We start from the raw sequence: 23,884 nt of genomic DNA on the forward strand, positions 1-23,884 counted from the left end.
AGATGCGGCAACCAGCATAAACCGCGATCGGTGCTTACAAGCCGTAGGTCTTACCGATGATGTCGCGTTGAATTTCGTTGGTGCCGCCGTAAATGCTGGAGACGAGGGTGGAGCGAACGTGCTTCTCCATGTCGAACTCGGTGGCGTAGCCGTAGCCGCCCATCATCTGCATGCCTTCGAGCGCCACTTTCTTGGCAGTCTCGGTGACCTTCAACTTGGCCATCGACGCTTCGCGGGCCAGCATCTTGTTCGGGTCGGCGTCGGCCTCTTTGGCGACGCTGTAGACGAGGAGCTTGCAGCACTCGATCTCGGTGGCGAGATCGGCGATTCGGTGACGTAGTACCTGGAACGTGCCCACGGGCCGCCCGAACTGCTTGCGTTGCGTGATGAATTCGAGGGTGTCGTTGAACGCCCGCTGCGCCGTACCCAGCATCATGGCCGCGAGGATCAGGCGTTCGAAGTTCAGGCCGGTCATCAATTGCCGCCAGCCGTTGCCGACTTCGCCGACCACGGCATCCTCGGGAAGCACGCAATCGGTGAAGTAGAGGTCGTTGACCTCCTTGCCGCCCATGGTGCCGATACCGTTGATCTTCAGCCCCGCCGTGCCGGCGGGCACGTGGAACATCGTCAGCCCCTCGTGTTTACCCTCGGTGGAGGAGTTGCCCCCGCTGCGCTTGACCGGCTGCCCCGTACGGGCCACGAGAAGGATGTTGTCGGCGAAGTGCGCGTTGGAGCACCACGTCTTCTGACCGTTGACCACCCAGCCGTCGGCGGTCTTCTCCGCGCGGGTACTGAGATTGCCGACGTCCGAGCCGGCTTCCGGTTCGGACATGGAGATCGCCTGCGAGCGTCCGGCGACGATGCCGCGCAGGACGACGTCCTTCTGCGCTTCGGTGCCGAACTTGGCGTATGCGCCACCGGTGATCAACGTCGGCCCGATGCCACCGATCGGTGCCATTCCCTTGGCGGCTTCCTCCAGAAGGATGCACATGTCGACGAGGCTGGCGTCGGAGCCGCCGTATTCCTCCGGGACGGTGATCCCGAGCCAGCCCAGCTTGGCCATCTTCTCGTAGACGTCCTGGTTGTGGTTGTGCTCGCCGTGGTTGGTCAGCTTGTCGCGCACTTCGCGGGTCCCGGTCTCGCGCTTGCAGAAATCGGCGATCGCCGCGGCGAAGTCTTTCTGTTCACTGGTGAATTCGACGCTCATGTGGGGAGAACTCCTCGTGGGTGAGGCGGCGGACGACGCGGCCCGGCGCAGGTGTCTGTGTAGGGCTTGCTGGAATGCGGTCTGCGGCATACTGTGATGTCCACAACATTACATCACATCACATATATTTGATGTGATCCGAGGGAAGGACGCCCATGTCACAGCAGGCCGAGACGACCGACACCAGTGCCGCGGAGAAGCCGCTGCCTTCGACGCCGCCGTCATCGGCGACGTTCTCATCCCTGGACCCACGCACCGGCAAGGTTCTGGCCGAGTACCCGGTCCACGGAGAGCGTGAAGTGCGAGACGCTGTCGAGCGGGCCCGCGCCGCGGCTCAGTGGTGGACCGGACTCGGTTTCGACGGACGTAAGAAGTGGCTGCTCGACTGGAAGAAGTCGATGGCGAGGGGTGGGGAGGAACTCGCCCGTCTCGTCGCGGACGAGACGGGAAAGCCGTACGACGACGCGCTTCTCGAAGTCATGCTCGCAATCGAGCATCTCGATTGGGCGGCGAAGAACGCCGGCAAGGTCCTGCGTCGGCGCAAAGTAGCCTCCGGCCTCGTCAGCGCCAATCAGGCGAGCAGCGTCGGATACGAGCCGATGGGTGTGGTCGGCGTCATCGGCCCTTGGAACTACCCCGTCTACACCCCACTGGGATCCGTCTCCTACGCAATGGCGGCGGGAAACGCCGTGGTGTTCAAGCCCAGTGAGCTGACCCCCGGTGTGGCGGTGTGGATCGCCGAGAAGTGGGCCGCTCTCATCCCGAACCAGCCCGTCCTCCAGGTCGTCACTGGCGACGGATCCACCGGTTCGGCGCTCGTCGCAGCCGGCGTGGACAAGATTGCCTTCACGGGTTCTGCCGCAACGGGCAAGCGTGTGATGGCCGCGTGTGCGGACACGCTGACGCCGCTGGTCGTGGAGGCAGGCGGCAAGGACGCCATGCTCGTCGACTCCGACGCGAACCTCGAGGAAGCGGCCGGTTTCGCCGTCTTCGGCGCCATGGGCAACGCGGGACAGACGTGCGCCGGGGTCGAACGGATCTACGTGGTCGACTCGGTCTACGACGACTTCGTCCGGTTGGTCACCGAGAAGGCAAAGGCCCTGCACCCCGGTCCGGAGAATGCGTCCTACGGGCCGATGACAATGCCCAGTCAGTCGGACGTGGTGCGTCGCCACGTGCAGGATGCATTGGACAAGGGTGGATCCGCCGTGGTGGGCGGGCTCGACTCCATCAAGGATGGATACGTGGGCCCGATCGTCCTGACGAATGTTCCGGAGAACAGCACGGCGGTCTCTGAGGAGACCTTCGGTCCGACGGTCGTGGTCAACAAGGTCGCGAGTCTCGACGAGGCGGTGACGAGAGCGAACGGCACCACTTTCGGTCTCGGTGCGTCCGTGTTCACGAAGGACGCCAAGAAGGCTATGCAGGTGGCCGAGACGTTACGGGCCGGTGTCGTCACGATCGGTTCGGTACTCGGCTTCGCGGGTGTCGCGGCGTTGCCGTTCGGCGGTGTCGGCGATTCGGGGTTCGGTCGTATCCACGGTGCGGACGGACTGCGGGAATTCAGCAGGGTCAAGTCGATTGCCCGGCAGCGGTTCGCGGCACCGTTGAACCTGCTGACGATGGAGCGAAAGCGCCGGGACATGTTGGTGTCCGCCTGGATGCTGAAGAACCGTCACGGGCGTTGAGTGCGGACGAAAGGGGCGTCGATCACATGCTGATGAAGAACGACGAGGCCGACGGGCCACGAGGTACTCCGCGGGGCAGGAACGGCTGGGTACGGCGGATCGAACAACTCGACCCGGTACGCGATCACCAGGAGATTCACCGCATCACCGCGGGTTTCGAGTTTCCCTGGGACTACCAGCGGTCCCTCGAGTTCGCGTTGTTCCGGACCTACTGCGTCCCGACCATCTCCGAACTGCTCCAGCGCACCGGTGAATTCGAGAAACGGCCACAGAAGCGCTACGACGACACCGCGCTCCTCATGGGCGAACTGGTCGAGCACGGCTACGACTCCGAGCGGGGTATCGAATCACTGCGTGTGGTCAACCGCATGCACGGCAAGTACCACATCGACAACGACGACATGCTGTACGTGCTCACGACGTTCATCTACGAGCCGATCGACTGGATCGACCGCTTCGGGTGGCGACGGCTCACACCGCACGAACGTCTCGCGTGTTTCCACTTCTACCGTGAAGTCGGTATCCGCATGGGAATCAAGCACATTCCCACGAGCTTCGAGGACTTCTACCGGTTCAAGGCCGACTACGAGCGGAAGCACTTCCGGTACACGGAAGACAACCACCGCGTCGGCACCTACACCCGGGACCTCTTCTGCTCATGGTTCCCGAGGTCGTTGCGACCCTTCGTCGTGCAGGGAGTGAACGCCCTGCTCGACCCGATGATGCTGGCGGCGTTCGGATTCGACGCCGCACCCGGCTGGCTTCGCAGCGCCGCTCGGCGCGTACTCGTTCTCCGGGGGAAGTTCGTGCGTCTGCTGCCGCCGCGTACACAGTCGAAGGCCGCACGTGATCCGCGAAACCGGACTTACCCGGGGTATCCGGTGGGGTACCGGCCCCGCGATCTGGGCGCGGACAACGACCACCACCGCGAAGCTCGCGCTCTTCGTCGTTCAGTGCCCGAAGAGTACGGCCACCATCAGCGTGTGGAGCCGGGCGCGTGACTCCTCGGCGGTATCGAAGTGAATGAGCCGGCCGATGTCGAAGACCAGGCCGAGTGCCGCGTGGACGAGGAAGCGCGCTTCGGGCGCCGAAAGTTCCGGCCGCACCGCGGTGACCAGGTGTACCCATTCCTCGACATGGAGGCGCTGTAAATTACGTAGATTCCGTCGTTCGTTCTCGGGTAGATTCCCGATCTCGGCGAAGTAGACCGAAAGCACGGCCGGGTTCCGGAAGGCCAGTTCCAGATACGACTCCGCCAGGGTGCTCAGCGCATCCTTGGGGTCGGTGGCGGTGGAGAGAGCCGCCGACGTCGCGACCGCGAGCCGGTCGGCCGCACGGTAGAAGACTGCTGCCAGAAGGTCTGCCTTGCTGGGAAAGTGGCGGTACACACTGGAGGCATTGATCCCGGCGGCCGCGCCGATCTCCTCGATACTCGAGTCGTGATAGCCGTAACGGTCGAAAATCTGCACGGCCTCGTTGATCAGCAATTCACGCTTGGACGTCATCGCCAGCCCGCCACTGCCTGCGTCAGTCGCGGGCGCATCGCCGGCTGGGACAGCAGGTGGAAGGGTGGCGTGAAGTATCGACTCACACGCCTTCGTGAGAAGCGCGTGAAGGCGACGAGTGGCGAGAGCGGTGTGGTGTGCGCTGATACTTCCCATCACGCTCAGGGTCGCGGCGCCCTGTGTCGTCGCATCGACCGCCGACAGTTCGGGGCGCAACTCCCGCAGCGGTGCCGCCACACATTGGGTCACGTGCACGAAGACATCACGGATGCGGATGCGGTCGTCGGGCTGTAGGTAGCGGCTCTCCCACCGGTAGAGGCCCGCCACTTTGCGGTTCTCCATCGTGTTGGCGACCAGTGCGACGATCAACCGATCGAGCCGCTCTCCGGCGTCCGCGCCTTCGACGCCTGCGAGGGCGTCGTCGGCCGCGGTGCGCAGAGCGTCCGCGGTCGTGGTGGCCGCGTGCACAAACAGGGCGTACTTGTTGGGATAGTGCCGGTAGAGGGCGGGACCAGAGATGCCGATGGCGGCTGCGATGTCGTCGACACCGACGGCGTGGTAACCGCGCTCGCTGAACGCCTCCGCCGCGACGGTGGCGATCTGAGCCTTGCGGTCTTTCGGCCGACGCCGAATCGGCCTTTCGGTGGCGGCACCGGCCGCCGTGCTGGTCCGGGCCACGGTCACCTCCAGTAATCGGCAATTTCTTGCCAGTTTATCTGCCGGTCATCTTAACCGAGGCTCCCTTTTGTAGTGGATGGACTATGGGTGCAGCTCCGTCGCCCGACTCGGTCCATCCTGCCGAAAGTGCTGTGAGCGCGCACGGATAACGCTCATCGAGTATTGACACCGATATGACAAAGCGAATAAGTTAACGGCAATTCGCATGACGATTCCTGCCACCCGCAATTGCTGCTGGACAAGGCCGCCGCAGGCGGCATCTTCGAAGAGGTGAACTGAAATGCTGAGAACGACCTTCACCGAGGCGTTCGGGATCGATCATCCCATCGTCCAAGGCGGAATGATGTGGGTCGGGCGCGCGGAGCTGGTTGCCGCGGTCGCCAACTCCGGAGCGCTCGGCTTCCTTACCGCACTTACACAGCCGACGCCCGAGGATCTGGTGAAGGAGATCGCTCGCACCCGGGAGCTGACCGACAAGCCGTTCGGTGTGAACCTCACCATTCTCCCGTCGATCACCCCACCGCCGTACGCGGAGTACCGGCAGGCCATCATCGATTCAGGCATCAAGATCGTGGAGACCGCGGGATCGAACCCGGTCGATCACCTTCCGCACCTGAAGGACGCCGGCATCAAGGTGATTCACAAGTGCACGAGCGTCCGACACGCCGTCAAGGCGGAACTCGTCGGGGTGGACGCGGTCAGCATCGACGGTTTTGAATGTGCAGGTCACCCGGGTGAGGACGACGTCGCGGGCCTGATCTTGATTCCGGCAGCCACGCGAGAACTCACCATCCCCGTCATCGCCTCCGGCGGTATAGCGGACGCCCGTGGTCTCGTCGCCGCGCTGGCGCTGGGAGCGGACGGGGTCAACATGGGAACCCGCTTCATGTGTACCGCCGAATCCCCGGTCGCCCAGGCGGTCAAGGAACAGATCGTCGCCAACACGGAGCGCGATACGAAACTCATCTTCCGCTCGCTGAAGAACACGGCGCGAGTGGCAACCAATGCAGTCAGCACCGAGGTCGCCGAGATCGAGAAGGGCGGCTGTGAATTCTCGGACATCCAGCATCTCGTGTCCGGGGCGCGGGGGCGCACGGTATTCGAGAAGGGTGACCTGGACGCCGGAATCTGGACCGCCGGACAGAGTCAGGGCCTGATCCACGACATCCCGACCGTGGCGGCTCTCGTCTCCCGTATGGTTACCGAAGCCGAAGCGCTTATCGCAGGGCGACTTTCGGAGATGACGGATATGCGTGTGGGGGCAGCATCGTGATCACCTCGGCAGTCGACGGCCTCCGTGTCGTCAGCGGAGAGGGGATCCTCCGGATCACCATTGATCGCCCCGACCGGATGAACGCGCTCGACCTGGCACACATGAAAGCCCTCGGCGACATACTCACCGACGCGGCCACCGACCGCTCCGTTCGTGTCGTCGTCATCTCCGGAGCCGGAAAGGCTTTCAGCACCGGCGCCGACCTCGCCGCTGCCGCTGCGGCGGGTGGCAGGGAGGCACCATCCGAGGTGGTGATGGATTCGGCGAACAGAGTGGTTCGCGCCATCGTCGATCTGCCGGTTCCTGTCATCGCGCAGGTGAGCGGTGCTGCGGCAGGGGTCGGCGCATCCATCGCGCTGACGGCGGACCTCACCTTCGCTTCCGAGAATGCTTACCTGCTCCTTGCGTTCGTCAACATCGGGCTGATGCCCGACGGCGGTTCCAGTGCGCTGATCGCAGCATCCATCGGCCGAGCGCGGGCCACCCGGATGGCGTTGCTCGGTGAACGTCTGTCCGCCACCGAGGCCGAGCGCGAGGGTCTGATAGCCGGAGTCCTTCCGGCCGGGGAACTGGCGGCCCACGTCGACGCCGTCGCGACAAAGCTCGCACGCGGTCCGCGGCGTGCCATCGAGCTGACCAAAAGGGCGCTCACGGCATCGACGCTGACAGCGCTCGAGGGTGCCCTCGAGCGAGAGAAGGAAGGGCAGGCCGAACTTCTGCAGGCGCCCGATTTCGTCGAGGGCGTGACCGCGATGCTCGGCAAGCGGCAGGCTCGCTTCCAAGGCTGACTTCGGCGACGACCCGTCCGGTCGTTCACGTCTGTGCCGACATGTGCATTTCCGAGCGGCGCTCGACCCCCTCCCGGTGCGAATTCCGGTTAACAAAAATGTTCCGATCGATGACGAGATCTGTAATACTCGTCACAACCACCGCGCGGGGTCCACCGAGGCGCGATGGGAAGAGACGAGTACAGCGAAGGGACCACAACCACAATGTCATCACGTAGCGCGCTGCTCACGCAGCCACTGCAATCGCGCCGCAACCATTGGAACAACTGGGTTGCGACGCACGCGGAGATGAAACCCGACCATGCCGCGTTTCGCTTTCTCGGACAGAACACCTCGTGGCGTCAACTCCACGACCGCTCCGAGGCGCTCGCAGGCGCACTGTCTCGCCGTGGAGTCGTGTTCGGCGATCGCGTTCTCCTCCTGACCCTCAACCGAACCGAGTTCTTCGAAGCGGTGCTCGCGATCAACGCGCTCGGCGCCATCGCGGTGCCCGTCAACTTCCGGCTCACGCCCCCCGAGGTCGCGTTCATCGCTCGCGACTCGGGCGCGCGAGCGGTGTTCACCGAGCCGGCGCTCGCGCCGCTGGTCGCCGCTGTGCGACAGGAAGTACCGGAGCTGGGCCTGGTGGTGAACATGGGTGCGGAGACCGACGGCGACGTGCTCGGTTATGAGGAGTTACTCGCCGAGGGCGGCTCTGCCTACGCCCCCGTCGACCTTCCGGAAGACACCGCGTCTCTCATTCTCTACACGTCCGGAACCACCGGAACCCCCAAGGGTGCGGTGCTGTCGCACTCGAATTTGGTCGGCCAAGCCATCACCTGCATCCGCGCGATGCGTTACGACCGCGGTGACGACATCGGGTTCCTCGCCTCACCGGTGTTCCACGTCGCCGCACTCGGTTCCGTCGCCCCCATGCTGATGCTCGGCGGGACCACGGTGATCCATCCGCTCAAGGCTTTCCATCCCACCGAGATGCTCGACGTGTGGGAACAGGAACGGGTCACCACCGTCTTCCTGGTGCCTGTCCAGTGGCAGGCAGTGTGTGCCGACCCGACCGTCGAGGACCGCGATCTCGCGCTGCGCGTCATCAGCTGGGGCGCCGCCCCTGCGTCGGATACGGTGCTCCGTTCCATGGCCGAGACCTTCCCGCGCGCCTTGATCGTCGCGGTGTTCGGACAGACCGAGATGTCACCGATCACGTGCGTACTCGACGGCGACGACGCGATCCGCAAACTTGGTTCAGTGGGTAAGCCGATCCCGACGATCCAGACCCGCATCGTCGACGACGAGATGAACGACGTCGAGCCGGGCGCCGTCGGCGAGATCGTCTATCGCGGACCGACCATGATGCAGGAGTATTGGCAGAATCCGGCCGCCACGGCCGAGGCTTTCGCCGGCGGCTGGTTCCACTCCGGTGATTTGGTGCGCCAGGACGGAGAGGGTTTCGTCTACGTCGTGGATCGCAAGAAGGACATGATCATCTCGGGTGGCGAGAACATCTACTGCGCAGAGGTGGAAAACGTTCTGTTCGCGCACCCCAGGATTCGGGAGGCAGCCGTCGTCGGCCGCCCCGACCCGAAGTGGACCGAAGTCCCCGTGGCCATCGTGGCCCTCGACGACGGTGACGACCTCACGGTCGAAGAACTCACAGCCTGGCTCGAAGACAAACTCGCCCGCTACAAGCAACCGAAAGACGTGGTCGTCGTCGAGGCATTGCCACGCAATGCCAGCGGCAAGGTCGTCAAGGGCGAACTTCGAAAGAACTACGGCGCGAACAGCGTCGTGGTCTGAACCCCGTAACAGAGATCTCGAGGCCGGTCATCCCCCGCGGTGACCGGCGACGGGGGAGGACCGCGTGACGTTCGAGTTGCCACCCACGAGGGGGCCCTTGAGCCAGTTCGCCAACGAGGTCGGTGCGCTCATCGGCTTTTCGATCGCGACCATGGTTGCCGCAGTGCGATTGCTCGTCAGGCGCAAGCTGGCATGGCGAGAACTCCTCGATCAGGCGTGGCGGCTGGCGTCGGTCACCTCGGCGCCTGCACTGCTTCTCATGATCCCCATCGGGGTCCTGATCGCTGTGACGATCGGTAGCCTCGCCGGTCAGCTCGGAGCCGAGGGATACACCGGGGCCGTCGTCGGCTTCGTCATCGTCGGCCAGGCGTCGGCACTGGTATGTGCGCTCATGCTCGCCGGTGTAGGCGGTTCCGCGATCTGCGCCGACCTCGGTTCGCGGACGATCCGGGAAGAGGTCGAGGCGATGGAGGTCATCGGGCTCAACGTGATCGAGCGGTTGGTGGTGCCGCGGGTTCTCGCGTCGGTCGTCGTCGGTGTCGCGCTGTGCGCGATGGTCACGGCGATCGGGGTGTCGGCCTGCTTCTTCTTCCAGGTCGTCGTCCAGAACACCTCGGCCGGGAGCTTCCTCACCGCGCTGTCCCAGTACACCCGGCTCTCGGACTTCGTCGTCGCGCTCGTCAAGTCCGCCGCCTTCGCCGTCACCTCGGCGCTCATCGCCAGCTTCAAGGGCCTGCACACCAAGGGTGGTCCCAGTGGTGTCGCCGACGCCGTCAACGAGGCAGTGGTCCTAGCCTTCATCCTGGTGTTCATCGTGAACACCGTTCTCAGTCAGTTGTATTCCGTTCTCGTCGTCCCGGTAGGTGGTTACTGATGGTGGTGGTCAGCGCCAGATGGCCCGCGGCGCACTGGGCGAGGACGAAGGCCCGCCAACCGCTGAATCTGCTGACGGGGCTCGGCCGCGAATTCACGTTCTACGGAAGCGCAATCGCAGGAGTACCGCTCGCAGTGATGAAGTACTGGCGGCACATCATGCGCCAGGTCGGCGACATCAGCTTCGGTGGCGCCACCGTACTCGCGGGCGGAGGTGCGATCGGTGTCGTGTTCGCCATGTCCGCTGTCGCGGCCACGCAGGTCGGCATCGAAGGTCTGCGCGGGCTCGATTTACTGGGAATGGGGTCGCTGTCCGGGCTCCTGTCCGCGATCCTGAATACGCGGGAGCTGGCGCCGGTCATCGCGTCGATAGCGCTCGCCGCCAAGGTCGGTACCGGGTTCACCGCTCAGCTGGGATCGATGCGAATCTCGGAGGAAATCAGCGCGCTGGACGCGATGGCGATCCGCTCGCTGCCCTTTCTGGCCAGCACCCGACTCGTGTCCTGCCTGATCTGCGTCGTGCCGCTGTACGTCGTCGGGCTCCTGTCGTCCTACCTGGCGTCGCGGCTCGTGATCGTCACCTTCAGCGGGCAATCCGCGGGCACCTACGACTACTACTTCCATCTCATGCTCACACCCACGGACATCCTGTATTCGTTCATCAAGGCGATCGTCTTCGCCACCATCATCGCGCTCGTGCACTGCTCGTACGGGTATCACGCATTCGGCGGTCCCGAGGGCGTCGGCCGGGCCGCAGGGCGCGCACTCCGTACCAGCATCCTCGCCATCGGAATCGTGGACCTGCTGCTGACGCTCGCGCTCTGGGGCCTCGTGCCGTCCGCTCCCGCGCTGGGGTTGCCGTGATGCGGGGCCGCCCGGGCGGCCCGGGTCCGATCGCCCTCGCCGCCCGCGGACTACTCGGCGTCGTCGTCCTCGCTACCGGATCGATTCTTCTCGTGGGCTTCGGCACCGAGTCGATCGTGACCGACCCCGTGGTGCACGCCACCCTGCCCGCAGAGGCGGGCGCCGTGAAGTCACATTCGACGGTGTCCTACCGCGGCGCCACGGTGGGCACGGTGGCCGGTGTCGATCCCGGTATCGACGAGTCGGAGTTGGAGATCAGCCTCGATCCGCAGCAGATCCGCCACATCCCGGCAAGTGTTCGCGTCCGCATCGTGCCCCGGACTCTGTTCGGCGACCAGATCGTGGAACTAGTGCCCATCGGCGTTGCCGCTGGAGCGAAGCTGGCAGAGGGAGCGCACCTCGCACCCGATACCTCCACCGAAACGGTGCAGCTGTACGACCTGTACTCGCGCGTCTACCAGCTGTTGTCCGAGGTGAAGCCGGCACAGATGCAGGCGGCTCTCAGTGCGGTCGCGGACGCGTTGCGTGGCCGAGGCGAGCAACTGGGTCGCACCCTCGACAGCGTCCATGCGATGGCACAATCGACTGCGCCGCTAGTGGATTCGGTGGCGCAGCGGGCCCCGCAGATCGCCCGCCTCAGCGAGCAACTGAGTGCGGCGGCCCCGGATCTGCTGGCCACGATGGAGGCGGCGACATCCCTGTCGCACACAGTGGTCGAGAACACCGACAGCTTCACCGGGTTTCTCGCCGCGAGCCTCGTCGTGTCCCGGAACTCGGGGGCTGTCTTCGAGGAGAACGCCGACAGCATGATCGCTGTAGCGCTCAACCTTTCACCCACCCTCGGCACGATGGCGAGTAAGTCCGACATGCTGCGGGCAACACTCGACGAGCTGGGCCCGTTAGGTGAAGCGGGGGCATCGGTCTTCGCGACCGGCAAGTTCGCGGTGCGGGTCGCTGCCGACTTGTCGAACCCGCGGCCGTATACCGCTGCGGACTGTCCACGTTATCCCGGCCTCAGCGGGCCGAACTGCGGCGAAGGAAGCGGTCGATGAACGTCGGCAGATCGGCGATCAAACTGTCGATATTCATGGTCGTCGCGCTGTTCGCCGCAGTTCTCGTGGTCAACACCCTGCGCGTGCCCCTCCCGGGCCCCACCGTCGGTTACAAGGCGATGTTCACCGACGCCCAGGGCGTCACGCCGGGCAGCGACGTCACCATCGCAGGCGTGCGAGTAGGGAAGGTGGATTCGGTTCGGATCGTGGACGGCGACGCCGGAACTGCCTCTGCCCTCGTCGATTTCCGGGTGGAGCGCAATCAGAAATTGCCCGCCGACACCACCGTCGCCATCCGGTACGGCGATCTGCTGGGGGTCCGCTACCTCGACCTGAGTGCAGCGGCATCCGGGGACAGCACGCTCGAAGAGGGGGAGACGATCCCACTCGACCGTACTTCGCCGGCCCTGGACCTGACGAGTCTGTTCAACGGATTCAAGCCCCTGTTCGAGGCGATCGACCCGAAACAGGTCAACGAACTCGCCACCGAGGTCGTCGCCGTGTTCGACGGTCGGAAAACCAGTGTCGACACCCTGCTGCGGCGTGTCACCGCGGTGACCGGAAATCTGGCGAATCACGATCAGATCATCGGCGAGCTCATCGGCAACCTCGAGATCGTCGCCGCCACAGCGGCCGCCAGGGGGCCCGAACTCTCCCATCTGGTGGACAGTCTCACCGCGTTCACCGGGATGCTCGCCGAGAGCAACGAGGTGTTGATCGACACCCTCGACAACACGGCCGCCGTCAGCACCTCGATGATCGAAATCCTCGACGGCCGGGTTCCCGAACTGACCCGAACGGTGGACCGGATGAATTCGTTCACGGGTGCCATGCTCGGCGCTAACGCCGAGTTCGACCACCTGATGACGGCGACTCCCAGTTTCTTCGCATCCGTCAACCGCGCCGGCGAGTACGGATCGTGGCTCAACATCTACCTCTGCACCTTCATCGTCAATGTCGACGGCCAGGAAGGCGCGCTCGGTCCAGACCTGCATTCGAGGTATTGCCAGTGACTTTCATGGACAAGATACGGGACGTCTGGGACTCCCTGTCCGGCAGGGAACGTGTGCGGCCGGTCAGTCCCCTCGTGGTCGGGGCGGTGGGAATCACGGCAGCCACACTGGTTCTCGCGATGGTGCTCGTCATACCTCGGCTGAGCTTCACCGTTCGGACCGATGCGTACACCGCGGAGCTCGCCAACGCCGCGGGTCTGACCAACTCGGACTACGTCTACGTCGCCGGAGTTCCTGCGGGCCGGGTCACCGAGGTAGAGCTTGCCGGTGATCGCGTCCACGTGCATTTCCGGCTCGACGGTGAACGACACCTCGGTTCCACGACCTCCGCGGGGGTAAAACTGTCCACGGTCCTCGGTAGGAGGTATCTCGACGTCGCGCCTTCCGGCCCTGGTGAGTTGGCGTCGGACGGAGTGATCCCGCTGAGCCGCACCAGCGTTCCCTATTCCCTCGACGACATCGGGTCGGGCGCAATCGAAACAGCGAGCGAACTCGATGTCGAAGGACTGCAGAAAATGGTCGCGACGGTCACGGACACCATGCCCACCGATGCCACCCTCAACCGCGACGCACTGGCGGGAGTCAGCGCAGCCTCTGCGATCCTGGCGAAGAATGCCGACCAGATCACGCAGTTGCTCGCCAGCTCGCGGACCCTCACCGACGTGCTGGTAGCACAACAGGACCAGTTGTCGACATTGCTGGGGAACGCCGAGGTTGTCATGAGGACGCTCTCGACACGACGGGAAGCGATACGCCAGATGATCGACGATCTCGAATCTCTGGTGGCTCAGGCCTCGCAGTTCCTCGGCGAGAACACGCACGATCTCGACCTTCTGCTCGCGAACGCACGGCTGGTGACGGACCGCCTCCACGCGAACCTGGGCAACATCGACGCCCTCCTCACACAGGGTGCGCCGGCCGCACGCGCACTGGTGAACTCGACGGGAACGGGTGATTGGGCCGACGTCTCCGCTCCTTCTGCCTTCATCGCGGACAACCTCCTCTGCGTCGTCGGACTGCTCACGGGGTGCTCGTGAAGTCCGCGGCGCGCAGGCGTGTCGGAATCGCCCTCGTAGTCGGACTCGCCGCGGCGATCGCAGTGGCCGGATGGGTCGTGATCGTCCGTTCGTCCTCGACCACAGTGCATTCGGAATTCGCCTACGTGAACGGCGTCTTTCCCGGGACCGAGGTCACCGTGCTGGGTGTCCCGGTAGGGACCGTCGAGGCGGTGGAACCGAGGGGTTCGACCGTCATGGTGACGATGTCGGTTGCCGCCGACGTCAGCCTGTCCGCGGAGGTGAATTCCTACGTGCTGGTCTCGTCCGCGATCGGTGAACGCTTCGTCGAGCTCGGCCCGGCCTATACCGGGGGACCAATGCTGGCCGATGGAGACACCATCCCACCCGAGCGCAGTCACTCGCCGATCACCTGGGACCGATTGATGGACAGTGTCGACACGGTGGTCGAGGCGCTCGGTCCGGAAGGCGGCAACGTGGGCGCCGCTCTCTCGGCCACCGCGGCCTCCACCCAAGGTATGGGCCAGGCGATGAACGATGCCATTCGCAACTTGTCCCAGGCGAGTTCGGTCGTCGCCGGCAACAGCGAGGATATCGGCGCCCTCATCGACAATCTGGAGGTTCTCGTGGCGACGATCTCGGCGCGGCAGGCGCAGGTCGACTCGCTGGCACAGTCGCTGACCGCGGTCGGCGACGAGTTCGCCGGACAGAAGTTCGAGATCGGCTCCACGATCGGGCAGCTCACCACTCTGCTGAATCAGATCGATCAACTGGTTGCCGCTCGCGGTGGCGACCTCGGCGCCAGTATCGACAACCTCGCAGGGATGAGCGGAGTTCTTCGCGAACACGACACCGACCTCGCCGAGATCATGGACCTGCTGCCCTTGCTCATCGACAACATCCAGCGCGCGGTCACTCCCGATCAACGTGCGCGTATCCGGTTGAATATCTCGACGAATCTCGCGCAGGCCGAGCCGACGTCGCCTCTCTGCTCGGTGGTCGACCCGATCCTGTGCCGTGGACCGGGAGTCACCAACCCGATCCAGTTCCCTCCCAGCATGTCCGATCCGTTCGGGCTCGCTGAACTCATGGTCGGAGGACGATGACGATCCGGAACAGAACATTCGCCCTGGTGACTGCGGTGTCTGCCGCCGCGATCACGTCCGGATGCTCGCTCAGTCTGCAAGGTCTGTCGGTCGGTCACACACCCGAGGGGCCGTCGTACCGCATCACCGCAGAGTTCGACGGTGCCGACCGCGTAGTCCCCGGTGCCGAGGTCCGCGCCGGACAGGATGTGGTCGGTCGCGTTTCGGAGGTGTCCACCCGAGACTTCACCGCCAGGCTCGAGTTGCGGATCCGGAACGACGTCCCTGTGCCGCAGGACGTCACGGCGCGTATCGAATTGCCCACTGCCCTGGGTAATCCGTTCGTCCGGTTGAACATCGAGGACGGAAGTGGAGTGCCGATGGACGATGGCGACGTGATCCCACTGGCCCAGACCTCGCGTGGCCCGGACATCGAGAGTGGCCTGGCAGCGCTCGCCACCGTGCTGAACGGCAGCGGGATCGATCAGATGAGCACCATTATGGGCGAGTTGAGCGCAGCCTTCGCCGGCCGCTCGGACAAGGTCCGAGACCTCGTGGACATGTTGAACAACACGCTGGGCGTCGTCGACGACCATCGCGACGAACTGAACCGGGCAATAGTGGCTTCCCACGCATTCTCCGCCGAACTGGCGGCGGGGCAACCGGTACTGGACCGAGCGCTGACCGAAATGTCACCGGTGATCGACCTACTGGTGTCCCAGCGTGAGCAGATCACCGCACTCATGCAGCAGGCGTCCACACTTGCCGGGGAAGCCGAGCGCGTCCTGGGGAGCTCGGGTACGGAGTTGTCGGCTGAAATCGACCACGCCGGGACGGTACTGACCGCCCTGGAGGGATTCGAATCCGAGCTGGCGCCGACGCTGGACGCAGTCGCACGGTTCCTCGGCGGATTCGCGGCCGCCACGCCCGGTGACTACGTGACCTTCAACGGAACCTTCGACGTCACAGCGGTGATCGCGAAACTGCTCACCGGCTCGGCGCCCCTCGAGGTGCCGGAAGCTCGTACGCTGGCCGAGGTCCTCGGCGGAGGTGTCCGTTGATGACCAGGCACGTGATCGCCCAACTCGTCATGTTCGTCGGAATCTCCTTGGCCGCGATCCTGTTCGGGCTGCGGTACGTCGCCGGTCCGGACACGTTCGGCGATCCTCTGCGTGTGAGCGCCGAACTCGACAACGCCGCTGGGCTCGCCCGGGGAACGTCGGTGAACTACCGCGGAGTGGGAGTCGGGACCGTCGAGTCGGTCGACGTCAGCCCGTCCGGATCAGGAATTGTGCTCGGGATCGAACTGCATTCCGGAACCCAGATACCGGTCGGCTCTATCGCGAAGATCAGCACCGAGAATCCGGTCGGCATCCAGTCTCTCGACATCATGCCCACCACCGACCACTCGCCCTACCTGGTCGACGGAGACGTCATCGACATCCCGGCGGACGGAATTCCGAAATCGCTGGACGCTACGCTCGTGCAGGCGACCGAACTGGTGGACACGCTCGACGTGCGCGCCCTCTCCGCGATGGCGGACACCTTCGGGACCGCGTTCCAGGGAACCGCACCGGATCTGCAGAACCTGCTCGACAACTCGGCCGACATCGCGCAGACACTGGGCAGTCGCACAGAAGCGCTCACCACCATCGTCGACAAAGGGATGCCGCTGTTGGACAGCGCCGACGGGCTGGCACGCTCACTGCCCGGGTCGGCGAGCACCGCACGAAGCGTCTTCGAGCAACTTCAGGCCAACGATGCGGCCCTCGTCGAATTGATGGGGCGATCGCCTCAGACGATGGCGAGCCTCGACTCCCTGCTTGGCGGCAACCGGGACTCCCTCGGAGCCATGCTCGCCGATCTGGTCCTCCCCACCCGCATCGTGGCTGCTCGGCAACCGTCACTCGAATACGGATTGTCGATCATGCCGACGGCGCTACCGAAGATCGGATCGATCGAGAAGGGCGGACTGGCCGATCTGCTACTCGTCGGCACGCAGGGCCCGATGTGCGTATACGACGCACCCCGCCGCCTGGTCACCGAGGCGGAACCCCGCGAACCAGCCCTCGACTGGACGTGCCAGTCGCAGGAGTATCTCGAGCAGCGTGGCGCGGTCAATGTGCCACGCCCCGACGATCTCGGGCAGGAGAACGCGACGCGAAGCGGGGGTGTGTACGGACCGCCGGCCGCGGACGACCCGTGGGTGGTCACTCCACCCCTCACAGGCCATACCCCTCGCTAGTTTCACGCGACTCGACGGGACGGTAGCGGACCCGTGTGCTACGCAGGAGTCCCTGCGGCCCTTCGGTATCCACGAACCGCAGGATAGGTGAAGACGATCAGACCACCGATCGACCAGGCGATTGTCTTGATCAGTGGTTCCGCCACGGGACCACCCATCGACAGCCCCTTCATCGCGTCGATGGCGCAGGACATGGGTTGGTTCTCCACGAAAGACTGCAACCAGGTCGGGTACGCGGCCGTCGGTACGAATCCCGAGTTGAAGAACAGCAGGAGGGTGCACAACAGGGAGAGCAGTTCGACGAGTGGTGCCTTCGTCGAGTTGACAGCGAGGGCCGTCACCATCGTCGCGAAACTGACACCGAAGAGGAGTGGCAGAAGCATGAGTCCCACGCCGGCGAGTACGCCCTGATCGAACCGAAAGCCGAGCGCACATCCGACGGCGACGATGAGGACCGTCGTGAGAGAGATACGAACACACTCGGCCAGCAGCCGACTGACCAGGGGAGAGGCCCGGTGGACGGGAAGAACCCAGAATCTGCTGAGCAGGCCGTTGGCCCATTCCTTCTTGAGGGACAGTCCCCCCGCGATGGAGCCGAACATTGCACCGACCAGAGTGATCATCGGGACAGTGCCGTACAGACTGTTCATACCGGTCGCCTTGGTAATCGAAATGCCCAGCACCGCCCAGAACATGATCAGCATCAGCGCCGGATACACGATTGCCTGAATCATCGTTCCGGGATCCCGAGCCCAACGCACCAGCAGCCGTTTCGTCTGCAACAGGCTGTGAACGACCAGGGCGGATGCGGAGTTTTCCGGATGCGGCTTGGTCACCGCGGGGAACGTCACCCGGGTGGGCGCCTCGGATCGGTATTCGGTGGTCATCCGCGCCTCACATTCGACCAGATCGACAACGGGAGGAAAGCGAGCACGAGTCCGGCGCACCACAGCAGAGTCGGTGTCATCTGGTGCAGGGTGATCGTGCCCTCGGTCATGGCCCGCATCGATTCGGAGAACTGAGATATCGGCTGGTTCCGCACGAACCCCTGCGCCCACTCCGGGAACTGCGTCACCGGGACGAAACCGGAGGAGAACATCCCGAGGATCAACTGCGGGAGCGTGAGCGCCTGGCTGGTGATTTCCGGGCTCCCCGTCAGCGTTCCGAGCGCATCGGCACCGGTCGTGAGTGCGAAACCGATGAGCATCGCAAGGGCGCAGAAGCCGATGGTCAGCCTCGCGCCGCCGTCGAATCTGAAACCGATGAGATACCCGTAGGTCACTGCCGCGACGAGTGAAATGGACGAGTGCACGAACGACGCGGCCATGCGCGCCGCCAAAGGTATGGCTGGTCCCACCGGCATTGTCTGGAACCGGGTATTCATGCCGTTCGACGCCTCGGTTGCCGCCCGGTGAGCGGCGGACACGGCCGTGAACGCCATCGCTTGCAACACGATGATCGGCATGACGAACTGGGCGTAGTCGACGCCCTGGAACTTCATCACCAGACGCAGCGGTAGGTAGAAGCCGATCGTGAAGATCAACGGTGCCAGCACCGCTATGAAGAACTGACCCGTCACCGACATGGTGTGGAGATTTCGCTGTGTCAGTGCGATCCACTGTTGCACGTTGGACGGCTGCGGTTTTCGATGCTTACCCGCGAGAGCGCGTTCGAAGGCGACCTGTGGGGGCGCCGTCACGACGGCAGGCTCTCGTCGACTCGTGCATGACCGGTGAGCGAGAGGAAAACGTCGTCGAGCGACGGTCGTCGAAGTGCGATGTCGGCAAGTTTCACACCAGCCATGTCGAGCCGACGAAGTACCTCAGCGAGAGTTTGGGCGCCGTGTTCGGCCGGAATGGACAAGCGGTCGGAGCCTTCCTCGATGACGCGGTCGGGAGGGCACAGGCTCGCCAGAACCTCGCGTACCCGCGGCAGGTCGGCGAGCTGGACCGGCACCACTTCGCAATAGCTGCCGCCGGTTCGGGCCTTCAAGTCGTCCGCCGAGCCTTCGGCGATCACCGTGCCCTTGTCGATGACGACAATGTTGTCGCTGAGCAAGTCGGCTTCTTCGAGGTACTGCGTGGTGAGCAGAATGGTGATGCCCTGATCTTTCAACGCGGACACGAGGCCCCACACGCCTTGGCGGCTGCGGGGGTCGAGACCGGTGGTCGGTTCGTCGAGGAACACCACTTCCGGCCGGATCACCAGACCACACGCGATGTCGACGCGCCGGCGCATACCGCCCGAGTAACCGGACACCTTCCGGTCTCCGGCCTCGACGAGGTCGAACTGGTTCAGGAGATCCTGCGCCCGTGCTTTCGCATCGCTCTTGGGCAGACCCATCAGACGCCCGAACAGCACCAGATTCTCGCGGCCGGTCAGCGACTCGTCGAGCGCCGCGTACTGTCCCGTCATCATGATGCTGCGCCGCACGTCCGCCGATTCGGTGACGACGTCGTGCCCCGCCACGAAGGCGCGTCCGGCATCCGGCCGGAGCAACGTGGACAGGACGTTGACGGTGGTGGTCTTCCCAGCGCCGTTGGGGCCCAGGATGCCCAGGACCGTGCCGCGTGGCACCTCGAAGCTCACGCCCCGCAACGCTGCTACGTCACCGAAGGATTTTTCGATTCCCTCGACAAGTACGGCGGTGTCAGGTGCAGGCATGTCCTCGAGTATGGCACGCGAGGAGGGAGATCAAGCCAGACCTGCGAACCGTGTTCACGCCCGGAGAAGCGGTCGAGGAATCTTCTGTAACGCGCGCAGACACGTACACGATAAATGCCGCACATCTGTGCCGGTTCCCACTGCCGCGATCACAAGAAGATCGCCCCTCGTCCGCTTCACCGCCATGGTGTGCGAACGTCCGGCCACATGTCCGGAGAACTCGCGCAGGGCAATTCGCCGCCACCGAGGCACGGAACCCGAATGTGAGCTTCGACATGCCTCGTTCGCCGCCCCCCGGGCGCTCTATTCTGGAGTCTCTGTCCCTGTCGGCTTCCGTTCGGGCCGGCGGGGTGTTACCCACGTCGTGATGTCGGCGTGGACGACCTCGTTGCCGGCGCGGTCGGTGATGCGGACCGGCACCACCAGTTCGGCGCCCTCGGTCATGGCGGTGAAGTCCGGAAGTTCCGAAAGTTCGGCGATCGCCCGCAGCGACCCGTTCGCCTTGGCGAGGTAGTCGACCGTCATGGACTTCGGGATCCATCGGTGCGTGCTCGGCACCGTCGCTTCGGACAGCATCCCCATGGCTACCTCGGCGAGGTTGCACGCGGCGATCGCGTGGAAGGTGCCGAGGTGGTTGCGTACACCCCACCATTTGGGGGCCTGCACCTCGCAGCGTCCGGGACGCATGTCGACGACGCGGGGTAGCACCGAGCCGAAGTACGGAACACGAATGCACATCCCGAGCGAGAAGAGAGCGTGGCCGAGGGCGTTGTCGGGGAGCTTCTGCCAAGCGGTGAAGGTGGGGCTCGTGGGTGTCATTCCGGTATCTTACTTGGAAGTAAGTTTGGTATGCCGTAGCGCCTGCTCCGGGTCGGTTTGAAGTCTCCGGCCTCGTACGGCATACTGGTCGGGTTGCCTTGTCTGGGACGCGATTGATTGCGGCCCGAAACAGGTGGGGTGAAAACGTCGTCGAGCAGATCGAAAGAGCTGTTCGCGGCCCATGCAAGACGGAAGCAGTACCTACTGGCACTCGAATTCGAGTGCGTCCGGTGCGCGTTCCCGGCCCGAAAGCTGAAAAGTTCCGGGTCGGAGAATGAGTGGGAGGGCGACACGCCCGACCGCGTGTACCGGAGAACCATGACAGATGAACAGCGGCAGCGGATCGGGTGCGTCCCGGTCGCCTAGCGTTCGGACAGTTGCGGCCCAGGTAAGGACTGTGCAGACGAGGTAGTTCGGCCCGACTCGGGTGGTTCTACGAAACGCGGCAAGAAAAGGACACTAAGCGTGGCGGGACAGAAGATCCGCATCAGGCTCAAGGCCTACGACCATGAGGCGATCGACGCGTCAGCGCGCAAGATCGTCGAGACGGTGACCCGTACCGGGGCCCGCGTCGTTGGACCCGTGCCGTTGCCGACCGAAAAGAACGTGTACTGCGTCATCCGCTCGCCGCACAAGTACAAGGACTCGCGCGAGCACTTCGAGATGCGTACTCACAAGCGGCTTATCGACATCCTCGACCCGACGCCCAAGACGGTGGACGCGCTCATGCGCATCGACCTTCCGGCCAGCGTCGACGTCAATATTCAGTGAGCGCGGCGGAGACAAAAACAATGACTGATACCAAGATCAAGGGAATCCTGGGCACGAAGCTCGGCATGACCCAGGTCTTCGACGAGAACAACCGGGTCGTTCCGGTCACCGTCGTGAAGGCCGGGCCCAACGTCGTGACCCAGATTCGTACCGAAGAGCGTGACGGCTACAGCGCCGTGCAGCTCGCGTTCGGCGCCATCGACCCGCGCAAGGTGAACAAGCCGACTTCCGGCCAGTTCGCCAAGGCCGGCGTCACCCCGCGCCGCCACGTTGTGGAGCTCCGCGTTGCCGACACCTCGGAGTACGAGGTCGGCCAGGAACTTACCGCCGAGGTCTTCGAGGACGGCGCCTACGTCGACGTCACCGGAACCAGCAAGGGTAAGGGCTTCGCCGGAACCATGAAGCGTCACGGCTTCGCCGGCCAGGGCGCCTCGCACGGTGCGCAGGCTGTGCACCGTCGCCCCGGTTCCATCGGTGGTTGCGCCACTCCGGGCCGCGTGTTCAAGGGGATGCGCATGTCCGGCCGCATGGGTAGCGACCGCATCACGACGCAGAACCTCTCGGTCCACAAGGTGGACGCCGAGAACGGCCTGCTGCTGATCAAGGGTGCGATCCCCGGCCGCAAGGGTGGCCTCGTGATCGTCAAGAGTGCAGTGAAGGGTGGTGCACGGGCATGACCAGCACCGAGACATCGACGACCAAGCTGACGCTGGACGTCAAGGTCGCCGGCGGCAAGACCAACGGCACCGTCGATCTCCCCGCGGAGATCTTCGACGCGCCTGCCAACATCGCGCTTCTCCACCAGGTTGTCGTCGCTCAGCTCGCAGCTGCGCGTCAGGGCACCCACTCCACCAAGACCCGCGGCGAGGTTCGCGGCGGTGGCAAGAAGCCGTACCGCCAGAAGGGCACCGGCCGCGCTCGTCAGGGCTCGACCCGTGCACCGCAGTTCGCCGGTGGTGGCACCGTCCACGGCCCGCAGCCGCGTGACTACAGCCAGCGGACGCCCAAGAAGATGAAGGCAGCCGCCCTGCGCGGGGCCCTCTCCGACCGGGCACGCAACGAGCGTATCCACGTGATCACCGAACTGGTCGCCGGTCAGACTCCCTCGACGAAGGGCGCCAAGACGTTCCTGGGCGAGATCTCGGACCGCAAGAAGGTCCTACTCGTCGTCGGACGTGAAGACATCGCGGCGTGGAAGAGCGTGCAGAACCTGGACGGCGTGCACCCCATCGCACCCGACCAGCTCAACACGTACGACGTGCTCAACAGCGATGACGTCGTGTTCAGCGTCGAGGCGCTCAACACGTTCATCCATGGGCCCGCCGAGAGCGTCCAGGAAGAGAACAAGGAGGAGGCCAAGTGACGACCATCGCTGACCCCCGCGACATCCTGCTGGCTCCGGTCATCTCCGAGAAGTCCTACGGACTGATCGAGGAAGGCACCTACACGTTCCTGGTGCACCCGGACTCGAACAAGACGCAGATCAAGATTGCCGTCGAGAAGATCTTCGGCGTCACCGTGACAAGCGTCAACACCGCCAACCGTCAGGGCAAGCGCAAGCGGACCCGGTTCGGTTACGGCAAGCGCAAGGACACCAAGCGCGCGCTCGTGACCCTCTCGGCCGACAGCAAGCCCATCGAGATCTTCGGAGGACCGGTCGCGTAAGCGCCGGGACTTGACGAGACATAGAGGACGAGAAGACTCATGGCAATCCGTAAGTACAAGCCGACAACTCCGGGCCGTCGTGGCTCGAGCGTCTCGGACTTCGCCGAGATCACTCGGTCGACCCCCGAGAAGTCGCTGGTTCGCCCGCTCCACGGACGCGGTGGACGCAACGCACACGGTCGTATCACCACCCGGCACAAGGGCGGCGGTCACAAGCGCGCCTACCGGTTGATCGATTTCCGTCGCAACGACAAGGACGGCGTGCCGGCCAAGGTCGCGCACATCGAGTACGACCCCAACCGCACCGCGCGTATCGCCCTTCTGCATTACGCAGATGGCGAGAAGCGCTACATCATCGCCCCCAAGGGCCTCGTTCAGGGTGCGCCGGTCGAGTCCGGTGCAGGCGCCGACATCAAGCCCGGCAACAACCTGCCCCTGCGCAACATCCCGACGGGTACCACCATCCACGCGGTGGAGCTCCGCCCCGGTGGCGGCGCCAAGATGGCCCGCTCGGCTGGTTCCAGCATCCAGCTGCTCGGTAAGGAAGGCACGTACGCCACGCTGCGTATGCCGTCCGGCGAAATCCGTCGCGTCGACGTTCGCTGCCGCGCCTCTATCGGTGAGGTCGGCAACGCCGAACAGTCGAACATCAACTGGGGCAAGGCCGGCCGTATGCGCTGGAAGGGCAAGCGCCCCACCGTCCGTGGTGTCGTGATGAACCCGGTCGACCACCCGCACGGTGGTGGTGAGGGTAAGACCTCCGGTGGTCGCCACCCGGTCAGCCCGTGGGGCAAGCCCGAAGGCCGCACCCGCAAGAACAAGGCGAGTGACAAGCTCATTGTCCGTCGTCGCCGTACCGGCAAGAACAAGCGCTAGGAGGGAGTGAA

Annotated in this window: 24 protein-coding genes; 18 read left to right on the plus strand and 6 right to left on the minus strand. The window is 64.5% G+C overall.

Features of this window, described 5'->3' with window-relative positions; translation table 11 throughout:
• Positions 1-34: 34 nt before the first annotated feature.
• Positions 35-1,207 carry an acyl-CoA dehydrogenase family protein gene (locus NOF53_RS13455; RefSeq protein WP_255969036.1) on the minus strand — a complete coding sequence of 391 codons (1,173 nt, stop codon included), beginning with the start codon at positions 1,205-1,207 and terminating at the stop codon, positions 35-37.
• A gap of 155 nt (positions 1,208-1,362) precedes the next feature.
• Between NOF53_RS13455 and NOF53_RS13460 the strand changes: the two genes are divergently transcribed.
• Positions 1,363-2,895 carry an aldehyde dehydrogenase family protein gene (locus tag NOF53_RS13460; RefSeq protein WP_255969038.1) on the plus strand — a complete coding sequence of 511 codons (1,533 nt, stop codon included), beginning with the start codon at positions 1,363-1,365 and terminating at the stop codon, positions 2,893-2,895.
• A 26-nt stretch (positions 2,896-2,921) separates the two neighbouring features.
• Positions 2,922-3,896 (plus strand): oxygenase MpaB family protein, encoded by a 975-nt coding sequence (locus NOF53_RS13465; RefSeq protein ID WP_255969041.1) that lies wholly within the window; start codon positions 2,922-2,924, stop codon positions 3,894-3,896.
• On the opposite strand, the gene NOF53_RS13470 is transcribed toward NOF53_RS13465, so the two are convergent.
• Positions 3,846-5,084: a TetR/AcrR family transcriptional regulator gene (locus NOF53_RS13470; RefSeq protein WP_308213817.1), complete on the minus strand. Its 1,239-nt coding sequence runs from the start codon at positions 5,082-5,084 to the stop codon at positions 3,846-3,848. The two genes, NOF53_RS13465 and NOF53_RS13470, sit on opposite strands and share 51 nt — an antisense overlap.
• 274 nt (positions 5,085-5,358) lie before the next feature.
• Between NOF53_RS13470 and NOF53_RS13475 the strand changes: the two genes are divergently transcribed.
• The 11 genes from NOF53_RS13475 to NOF53_RS13525 all read left to right on the plus strand — a co-directional run bounded on the left by NOF53_RS13475 (position 5,359) and on the right by NOF53_RS13525 (position 17,078).
• Entirely contained in the window at positions 5,359-6,351 is a 993-nt protein-coding gene (locus NOF53_RS13475; protein ID WP_255969045.1) for an NAD(P)H-dependent flavin oxidoreductase, read from the plus strand.
• On the plus strand, positions 6,348-7,139 hold the full coding sequence (locus tag NOF53_RS13480) for an enoyl-CoA hydratase (RefSeq protein ID WP_255969046.1): 792 nt from the start codon (positions 6,348-6,350) through the stop codon (positions 7,137-7,139). The genes NOF53_RS13475 and NOF53_RS13480 overlap by 4 nt, the downstream gene beginning before the upstream one ends.
• Before the next feature lie 204 nt (positions 7,140-7,343).
• Positions 7,344-8,930 carry a fatty-acid--CoA ligase FadD5 gene (gene fadD5 / locus NOF53_RS13485; RefSeq protein WP_255969048.1) on the plus strand — a complete coding sequence of 529 codons (1,587 nt, stop codon included), beginning with the start codon at positions 7,344-7,346 and terminating at the stop codon, positions 8,928-8,930.
• A 64-nt stretch (positions 8,931-8,994) separates the two neighbouring features.
• Positions 8,995-9,804 carry an MlaE family ABC transporter permease gene (locus NOF53_RS13490; RefSeq protein WP_255969050.1) on the plus strand — a complete coding sequence of 270 codons (810 nt, stop codon included), beginning with the start codon at positions 8,995-8,997 and terminating at the stop codon, positions 9,802-9,804.
• Positions 9,805-9,806: 2 nt separating this feature from the next.
• A complete protein-coding gene (locus NOF53_RS13495; protein WP_255969463.1) occupies positions 9,807-10,667 on the plus strand; it encodes an MlaE family ABC transporter permease in 861 nt (286 codons plus the stop codon).
• A complete protein-coding gene (locus NOF53_RS13500) occupies positions 10,667-11,719 on the plus strand; it encodes an MCE family protein (RefSeq protein WP_255969052.1) in 1,053 nt (350 codons plus the stop codon). The genes NOF53_RS13495 and NOF53_RS13500 overlap by 1 nt, the downstream gene beginning before the upstream one ends.
• Complete coding sequence (locus tag NOF53_RS13505; protein ID WP_255969054.1) at positions 11,716-12,732, plus strand: MCE family protein; 1,017 nt, start codon at positions 11,716-11,718, stop codon at positions 12,730-12,732. The genes NOF53_RS13500 and NOF53_RS13505 overlap by 4 nt, the downstream gene beginning before the upstream one ends.
• 5 nt (positions 12,733-12,737) lie before the next feature.
• The gene (locus tag NOF53_RS13510; protein WP_255969466.1) at positions 12,738-13,769 is read left to right on the plus strand and encodes an MCE family protein; all 1,032 of its coding nucleotides are present in this window, start codon (positions 12,738-12,740) and stop codon (positions 13,767-13,769) included.
• Positions 13,760-14,854: an MCE family protein gene (locus NOF53_RS13515; RefSeq protein WP_255969056.1), complete on the plus strand. Its 1,095-nt coding sequence runs from the start codon at positions 13,760-13,762 to the stop codon at positions 14,852-14,854. The genes NOF53_RS13510 and NOF53_RS13515 overlap by 10 nt, the downstream gene beginning before the upstream one ends.
• Entirely contained in the window at positions 14,851-15,894 is a 1,044-nt protein-coding gene (locus NOF53_RS13520) for an MCE family protein (protein WP_255969058.1), read from the plus strand. Before NOF53_RS13515 ends, NOF53_RS13520 begins: the two co-directional genes overlap by 4 nt.
• Positions 15,894-17,078 (plus strand): MlaD family protein, encoded by a 1,185-nt coding sequence (locus NOF53_RS13525; protein WP_255969059.1) that lies wholly within the window; start codon positions 15,894-15,896, stop codon positions 17,076-17,078. The genes NOF53_RS13520 and NOF53_RS13525 overlap by 1 nt, the downstream gene beginning before the upstream one ends.
• Positions 17,079-17,116: 38 nt before the next feature.
• Here NOF53_RS13525 and NOF53_RS13530 read toward each other — a convergent pair whose 3' ends face one another.
• The 4 genes from NOF53_RS13530 to NOF53_RS13545 all read right to left on the minus strand — a co-directional run bounded on the left by NOF53_RS13530 (position 17,117) and on the right by NOF53_RS13545 (position 20,561).
• Positions 17,117-17,965 (minus strand): ABC transporter permease, encoded by an 849-nt coding sequence (locus tag NOF53_RS13530; protein ID WP_255969061.1) that lies wholly within the window; start codon positions 17,963-17,965, stop codon positions 17,117-17,119.
• Positions 17,962-18,777, minus strand: a complete 816-nt coding sequence (locus tag NOF53_RS13535) for an ABC transporter permease (protein WP_255969063.1) — start codon at positions 18,775-18,777, stop codon at positions 17,962-17,964. Before NOF53_RS13535 ends, NOF53_RS13530 begins: the two co-directional genes overlap by 4 nt.
• A complete protein-coding gene (locus NOF53_RS13540) occupies positions 18,774-19,742 on the minus strand; it encodes an ATP-binding cassette domain-containing protein (RefSeq protein ID WP_255969065.1) in 969 nt (322 codons plus the stop codon). The genes NOF53_RS13535 and NOF53_RS13540 overlap by 4 nt, the downstream gene beginning before the upstream one ends.
• Before the next feature lie 303 nt (positions 19,743-20,045).
• Positions 20,046-20,561 carry a hotdog fold domain-containing protein gene (locus NOF53_RS13545; RefSeq protein WP_255969067.1) on the minus strand — a complete coding sequence of 172 codons (516 nt, stop codon included), beginning with the start codon at positions 20,559-20,561 and terminating at the stop codon, positions 20,046-20,048.
• Positions 20,562-21,026: 465 nt separating this feature from the next.
• Between NOF53_RS13545 and rpsJ the strand changes: the two genes are divergently transcribed.
• From rpsJ to rplB, 5 genes are read left to right on the plus strand one after another with little or no spacing between them, the layout of a single operon-like run.
• A complete protein-coding gene (gene rpsJ, locus NOF53_RS13550; RefSeq protein ID WP_003938093.1) occupies positions 21,027-21,332 on the plus strand; it encodes a 30S ribosomal protein S10 in 306 nt (101 codons plus the stop codon).
• Between the two features lie 20 nt (positions 21,333-21,352).
• Positions 21,353-22,009 carry a 50S ribosomal protein L3 gene (gene rplC / locus NOF53_RS13555; RefSeq protein ID WP_009479366.1) on the plus strand — a complete coding sequence of 219 codons (657 nt, stop codon included), beginning with the start codon at positions 21,353-21,355 and terminating at the stop codon, positions 22,007-22,009.
• Positions 22,006-22,695 (plus strand): 50S ribosomal protein L4, encoded by a 690-nt coding sequence (rplD, locus tag NOF53_RS13560; RefSeq protein WP_213577164.1) that lies wholly within the window; start codon positions 22,006-22,008, stop codon positions 22,693-22,695. Before rplC ends, rplD begins: the two co-directional genes overlap by 4 nt.
• Positions 22,692-22,997 (plus strand): 50S ribosomal protein L23, encoded by a 306-nt coding sequence (rplW, locus tag NOF53_RS13565; RefSeq protein ID WP_109331599.1) that lies wholly within the window; start codon positions 22,692-22,694, stop codon positions 22,995-22,997. Before rplD ends, rplW begins: the two co-directional genes overlap by 4 nt.
• Before the next feature lie 39 nt (positions 22,998-23,036).
• Positions 23,037-23,873 (plus strand): 50S ribosomal protein L2, encoded by an 837-nt coding sequence (rplB, locus tag NOF53_RS13570; protein WP_005239633.1) that lies wholly within the window; start codon positions 23,037-23,039, stop codon positions 23,871-23,873.
• Positions 23,874-23,884: the final 11 nt, after the last annotated feature.

This window comes from Rhodococcus tibetensis (assembly GCF_024438035.1).
GTDB classification, from domain to species: Bacteria; Actinomycetota; Actinomycetes; order Mycobacteriales; family Mycobacteriaceae; genus Rhodococcus_F; species Rhodococcus_F tibetensis.

Bases quoted from the DNA above. Each gene is read 5' to 3' on its own strand.
- rplB (WP_005239633.1), top strand. From the start codon at position 23,037: ATGGCAATCCGTAAGTACAAGCCGACAACTCCGGGCCGTCGTGGCTCG.
- NOF53_RS13510 (WP_255969466.1), top strand. From the start codon at position 12,738: ATGGACAAGATACGGGACGTCTGGGACTCCCTGTCCGGCAGGGAACGT.
- NOF53_RS13545 (WP_255969067.1), bottom strand. From the start codon at position 20,561: ATGACACCCACGAGCCCCACCTTCACCGCTTGGCAGAAGCTCCCCGAC.
- NOF53_RS13520 (WP_255969058.1), top strand. From the start codon at position 14,851: ATGACGATCCGGAACAGAACATTCGCCCTGGTGACTGCGGTGTCTGCC.
- rplC (WP_009479366.1), top strand. From the start codon at position 21,353: ATGACTGATACCAAGATCAAGGGAATCCTGGGCACGAAGCTCGGCATG.
- fadD5 (WP_255969048.1), top strand. From the start codon at position 7,344: ATGTCATCACGTAGCGCGCTGCTCACGCAGCCACTGCAATCGCGCCGC.
- NOF53_RS13505 (WP_255969054.1), top strand. From the start codon at position 11,716: ATGAACGTCGGCAGATCGGCGATCAAACTGTCGATATTCATGGTCGTC.
- NOF53_RS13455 (WP_255969036.1), bottom strand. From the start codon at position 1,207: ATGAGCGTCGAATTCACCAGTGAACAGAAAGACTTCGCCGCGGCGATC.
- NOF53_RS13540 (WP_255969065.1), bottom strand. From the start codon at position 19,742: ATGCCTGCACCTGACACCGCCGTACTTGTCGAGGGAATCGAAAAATCC.
- NOF53_RS13460 (WP_255969038.1), top strand. From the start codon at position 1,363: ATGTCACAGCAGGCCGAGACGACCGACACCAGTGCCGCGGAGAAGCCG.
- NOF53_RS13465 (WP_255969041.1), top strand. From the start codon at position 2,922: ATGCTGATGAAGAACGACGAGGCCGACGGGCCACGAGGTACTCCGCGG.
- rplD (WP_213577164.1), top strand. From the start codon at position 22,006: ATGACCAGCACCGAGACATCGACGACCAAGCTGACGCTGGACGTCAAG.
- NOF53_RS13475 (WP_255969045.1), top strand. From the start codon at position 5,359: ATGCTGAGAACGACCTTCACCGAGGCGTTCGGGATCGATCATCCCATC.
- NOF53_RS13530 (WP_255969061.1), bottom strand. From the start codon at position 17,965: ATGACCACCGAATACCGATCCGAGGCGCCCACCCGGGTGACGTTCCCC.
- NOF53_RS13525 (WP_255969059.1), top strand. From the start codon at position 15,894: ATGACCAGGCACGTGATCGCCCAACTCGTCATGTTCGTCGGAATCTCC.
- NOF53_RS13500 (WP_255969052.1), top strand. From the start codon at position 10,667: ATGCGGGGCCGCCCGGGCGGCCCGGGTCCGATCGCCCTCGCCGCCCGC.